The sequence below is a fragment of the Otoolea muris genome (assembly GCF_943193115.1).
Lineage (GTDB): Bacteria > Bacillota > Clostridia > Lachnospirales > Lachnospiraceae > Otoolea > Otoolea muris.
In genome coordinates this window covers 1-5,203 of sequence record NZ_CALPCY010000106.1, presented here as the reverse complement: position 1 = coordinate 5,203, position 5,203 = coordinate 1, and the positions used below count along the sequence as shown (strand labels likewise).

At 38.8% G+C, this 5,203-nt stretch carries 6 protein-coding genes and 1 pseudogene; 2 read left to right on the top strand and 5 right to left on the bottom strand.

Annotation, left to right across the window (positions count from 1 at the left end):
• Positions 1 to 360: 360 nt before the first annotated feature.
• Positions 361 to 1,737 (bottom strand): MATE family efflux transporter, encoded by a 1,377-nt coding sequence (locus tag NFS31_RS26080; RefSeq protein WP_251501813.1) that lies wholly within the window; start codon positions 1,735 to 1,737, stop codon positions 361 to 363.
• Positions 1,738 to 1,943: 206 nt separating this feature from the next.
• Between NFS31_RS26080 and NFS31_RS26075 the strand changes: the two genes are divergently transcribed.
• Entirely contained in the window at positions 1,944 to 2,483 is a 540-nt protein-coding gene (locus tag NFS31_RS26075) for a PadR family transcriptional regulator (protein ID WP_251501810.1), read from the top strand.
• A 79-nt stretch (positions 2,484 to 2,562) separates the two neighbouring features.
• Here the strand turns inward: NFS31_RS26075 and NFS31_RS26070 are convergent, their stop codons facing one another.
• Positions 2,563 to 2,898, bottom strand: coding sequence for a hypothetical protein (locus NFS31_RS26070; RefSeq protein WP_251501807.1), 336 nt, complete (start codon positions 2,896 to 2,898; stop codon positions 2,563 to 2,565).
• A 179-nt stretch (positions 2,899 to 3,077) separates the two neighbouring features.
• Between NFS31_RS26070 and NFS31_RS28115 the strand changes: the two are divergent.
• Positions 3,078 to 3,290 (top strand): annotated as a pseudogene (locus NFS31_RS28115) (helix-turn-helix domain-containing protein); the annotation flags it as partial.
• Between the two features lie 172 nt (positions 3,291 to 3,462).
• Here the strand turns inward: NFS31_RS28115 and NFS31_RS26060 are convergent.
• From NFS31_RS26060 to NFS31_RS26050, 3 genes are read right to left on the bottom strand one after another with little or no spacing between them, the layout of a single operon-like run.
• On the bottom strand, positions 3,463 to 3,933 hold the full coding sequence (locus NFS31_RS26060; RefSeq protein ID WP_016298976.1) for a hypothetical protein: 471 nt from the start codon (positions 3,931 to 3,933) through the stop codon (positions 3,463 to 3,465).
• Between the two features lie 20 nt (positions 3,934 to 3,953).
• Positions 3,954 to 4,223, bottom strand: a complete 270-nt coding sequence (locus NFS31_RS26055; RefSeq protein ID WP_004058726.1) for a hypothetical protein — start codon at positions 4,221 to 4,223, stop codon at positions 3,954 to 3,956.
• A gap of 24 nt (positions 4,224 to 4,247) precedes the next feature.
• Entirely contained in the window at positions 4,248 to 5,072 is an 825-nt protein-coding gene (locus tag NFS31_RS26050) for an ABC transporter permease (RefSeq protein ID WP_251501804.1), read from the bottom strand.
• Between the last annotated feature and the right edge of the window lie 131 nt (positions 5,073 to 5,203).

The window sequence follows — 5,203 nt, the reverse complement described above, 5'->3', positions numbered from 1 at the left end:
TAAGCAGGCAAAAATATATGAGGCTCTCGGAGTGAAGGTACCAACCTCGTCATGTTAACTCCGAGAATCCAGGCTGTCTGGTAGGATTCTTAAACTATCAAATTGAAGTGGCAAACAGCTTTCTATCGCCACTTTCTGTATATTATGACCACTCTCTTTTATTACCTCTACCAGTTTTTTATATAAATTCTCTCCTGCACTGTCAACATGAAGTATCAATATTTCACTCAAAAAATCGCCCCCGTATATGATGCCGCCCTCCATTTATTGGCAGCATCATCTAAAAGCAGCTCTGCCGGACAACAGGCTCTTTTACCGTTATCCAGCAGACCATTTATGTTTCATATATTAACTTAAATCTTACTCTTGTTTTTCAATATGAAGCTGTGCTTCTGCTTCCGTCAGTTCTCCATGAAGCTGTAATGCCATAAAGATTGTAATAATGCCTGAAATCACATCTGCAATCGGCTGTGCATAAAGTATCCCATTGATTCCCCAAACATTCGGGAGAAGTAAAATCACTGGAACAAAACAAATTCCCTGCCTACACGCCCCAAGGATAAAGCCTTTTGTTCCTTTACCAAGTGCAAGAAACAAAGAGGAATATACCGTATAAAAGCCAAACAGGAAGAATGAAAATCCATTTGCCAAAAGGGATTTCTGCCCTACCGCAATCATTTCCGTATTTCCATTTGCAAACCGCGAAATTATCTGTACAGAAAACAGAGCCATTAGCAAACCCACTATTACACAGAAAACTGTTGACCACAAAATAGATGTTCGAATCGCTTCCCTCAAACGCTGAAACTTCTTTGCCCCATAGCTGAATCCTGCAATCGGCTGAAATCCTTTCAGGAAGCCAAATACCACTAATGTTCCCATAGCTGTAACCCTTGTGACTGCCCCCATCCCGGCAATAGCAGCATCACCATATCCATTTGCCGCCCGGTTGATAAGTGTTATGGAAAGACTGGTAAGAAGCTGAAAGGTAAGTGTTGGGACTCCAATTTTCAAAACTTCCATATATATCTGCTTGGAGGGTTTAAAATCCTTTATGCTGAATGAAAACGCACTCTTTTTACGAAGCGCATAAGTTAAGTACACAAGCGTGGAGACAAATTGAGAAATGGCAGTGGCAATCGCAGCCCCCGCAACCCCCATATCAAACGCATAAATAAAAACCGGATCTAAGCCAATATTTAATACAGCTCCCAACAATAAGGCGCACATGGTTGTTTTCGCTGCCCCTTCACTTGCCACAATATTATTCATTGTCACATTAAATACATTAAAGATACAGGAAATTACATATATCCTTGCATAAGTCAGGGCATAAGGCATAATGGTATCTGTTGCCCCAAGCATGGTTAAAATCGGTTTCAGAAAAACAGCAGCCAAAATAATAATAACCGCACCGATCATAACGCTGCTGTATACTGCCGTACTCGCCACCTTATTTGCAGTACCTCTGTCCCCACGTCCTAACAGCCTTGAAAGATAAGATGCCGCACCATTGCCAAACATCAACCCCAATCCCACTACTACCTGTCCTAATGGAAACACAATCGAAATCGCACCCATAGGGCTTTCTCCCAAACCTCCCACAAAATACGCATCTACCAGATTATAAAGGGCATTAATCAACATACCAATCATAATCGGTACACCAAGAGCCACAAGAGCTGTGGGGACTGGCGCACTCCCTAATAGTTCCATTTTGTTGTTACGTTCACTCATTTCTGAATACTCCTTTCTCTTGACAATCGTTATTATTTACAGTAGTATAATTTATACCAATTTCCTGCAAAGAAAATATACTCTAATTTATAGTAGTTGTCAAGAGAGTAGTGATAATTTTTTGTTTCTTGACAGTAGCTATAAAATCTAATACTATAAATTACAGTGTAGAACACATATAAATTCAGAGAGAAAGGCTGGTCACAATGGCTACGATTGATTTAATTGTATTGGGAATGTTAAAAAAAGAGCCTATGGGCGCTTATGATATTCAAAAGCTGGTGGAATACCGCAATATATCCAAATGGGTAAAAATAAGTACCCCGTCAATCTACAAAAAGGCACTCCAGTTAGAAGAGAAGGGATTTATCAAAGGAAATATTGTAAAGGAAGGGAAAATGCCAGAAAAAGCAGTTTATTCCCTAACTGATGCAGGAAATAGGGAATTTGAAAGACTTATGCTGGAAATTGCCGCTAAACCTATCCATATCTTTTTAGATTTTAATGCTGTGATTGTCAACTTAGACAGTTTACCTTTGGAAATCCAGCAATCTTGTGTAAACAGCATTGAAAAGAACATCAAAACACTGAAAACTTATTTAGAGGAAAACATCCTTGAAAAAGAAAATATTCCGGAAATTCCCGAAACAGGTATGGCAGTTTTACAACAACAGTATGTTTTAGTGGAAGCAATTGAAAAATGGATTGCTTCTCTGAAAGAACGCTTTCCATCAAATAATCAATAGCTTATTTCCAATAATGAAATCCATTGCTGTTTTTAAAAGCAAGGTGGCTCGCTCTTGAATACGCCAGCCACCTTGCTTATTATCTGCCTATTCTTCTGAGTAGTTCTCTTACCTTTGCGGTCTTAGGGATTATGCCTAATCCCTCTAATATTTGTATAGCATCCACAATCCCCTGATAATATGCCCGCTGTTCCTCCTTGTAATGGGCATGATCCACCGCATCCATATAGCCCTCCAAAAACTCCCTGTCCTCTTTCGGCAGCTTGGAAAGATATGCTTCAAATGCCTTCTGCTTCTTTTTCAGTTCCCGGCTGGCTGCTTTTGCTTCCTCCGTCTGGACGGAATACTCCCTGTCCTCCGATTCGCTGCGCAGCTCCTCAAAGACATCCGACAATGTTTCAAAAACTTCATTCATGCTTGTTTCCACCTTTCTCTGTTAAAAATATTATTGTATTTTACAGGCAGTATTATCAATCCCCAATTCTCTTTCCACAAGATAATTCTCTTACACTTCATCTTTAGAAGTATATTATCAACAATATTTCGTAAAATCAATGGTAAGGGACTTCATCTTTAGAAAGTTGGTGATAGGATATTAAAATCTATTGGAATAAGGAAAACCAGTCTAAAAACCTAATCGGTCAAAGGGTTATGGAACTGCGGACGGAAAGGAAGCTGTCACAGAAAGCCCTTGCCGAGCAGATCCAGCTTGCCGGATATGAATTTAGTGACCTGACTGTTTTACGGATTGAAAAAGGGACAAGGTTCGTCCCAGATTATGAAGTGGTGGCTCTGGCAGAGTTCTTCCTCATCTTCCGAAAAAGATACTACTACTACTTTACTCATAATAATCACCTATTCAATTCCACAAATCTATTTTTATCTCATTTTCCTTTTATCAATAACTGCAAAACATCTCTCCCATACGATAACATCGCCGCTATATGGCAATGTTATCGTACAGTAACTTAGCAATTTACTATTTTATATCCAACTCTACATGACCTGTAAAATTATTTCCAGTAATGCCAATATAGTTCCCGCCTTCCGGCAGTGTTATTGTTTCTGAATAGCTGTCAGTTGCTTCAAGCAGGATTACCGGATCATCACTGCCGGAAACCCAAAACACTTGCGCTGTTCCCTCGGTAATTTCCAAGTCGCAGGAAACAGAAATATCTTTGCCATTTTCACGCTCGATAGAAGTTCCACCAAAAAGATATTCTGTTTTGGAAAAGTCCTTATAGTCTGCTACATAAGTTCCAGTATAATGGTCATCACCATACGTCCGTTTCCCTTTAAGAGATAAATCCCCTGTCAGCGTTGCATTTCCGGCTAATTGAACAACATTATTATACTGATCCAGAATTTCATCTTTTGAACAGCCTGTGAGGGATAAGCCTATTGCTAAAGTACACACAAGCACAAGAGAAAATATTTTTTTATGATACATATCATCAACCTTTCCATAATTTATCTGTTTAACAGGTGAGGAATAATTACTGTAACCAAAATCCCTACAACATAAACCGCATTAACACCAAGCGCAATTTTGGTGTTAATATCCCTAAGTTTCATTTTTACAAAAAGGAAAAGGGCATATACAAAGCTAACTGCGGCAAAAATACAATATCCTATGATGATAGCTGTTGCGGCAGGGGAATCCGACTTCCATACAAAGGCTGCTGTCAATGGTACAAAAACGGTAATAAGTGCAATCATACTTAAAACTTTTTCTTTCATTTAAAAACTCCTCGCTTTCTTCAATCAATATCTGTTTGTCTTTATACGTTCTCTCTGCGCAGGACGCAGGGAAATGTTATTTTTTTTCTGCTTTGTTTTAGCTTCGCCCGGTGTTTTAGAGATTGCGATAATAAAGGCTGAAATCAACAGCATTGCGCCAAGCGACGCAAGCCCCAGTGGAACACTTGCCTTACTTTTTGCGCTGATATATGATGTGGTGTCAAAACCAATCACCGTAAAAGAAGCTAAAAAAGGATAAATATTTCTAAGCAGACCACTCTTAAAAAACATACTGCAATAGCCCAATACAAAGGCAATCACCGAACCGCCCATAAAAAATCCCGGTGTTCTTCCACAAAAGGCGATAATCGGAAGAACAGCAATATAAATGCAAATGGAAATCCCCAACATATAAAACATACCTTTTGTCAAAGTAAAAATATCCAAACCGGGAAGCCCCGCAAAAATGCCGACAATAATTGTGATTATGAAACTATACATTCCCAATATAAGGGGTAAAATGCCGATAGCAGTCAATTTCCCTGTTAATAATTTAGGGAATGAAACAGGAACAACTAAGACATTTTTCAATGTGTCGTCCGTATACTCCCTGTTTATCAGATAACCACCAATCAGAGTAAAAATAATAGGCATAAATACGGTTGCATTGTTCCAAATTGTGCTGTCTACTAATGCGCTAAGGTCAAAATTCGGATTTTTTGCTTCTTCAATCGCAACATTCTGTGTGATAAGCCCAAGAATAGGTGAGAGAGCCATTCCTATAATGCCGATCAGCAGAATATGATACCGCTTTATCTTTTGTAATTCTGTTAAGACAATAGATAACATATAAAACCTCCTGTTATGCTTCCTGTTTTTGATAAACCCGTGTAACCAATATAATACTCAAACTTCCCACATTAAAAATGGGATTTGCTCCTTGAAAAATCAATACTTTAGCTCACAAAATAGCGCTCAGG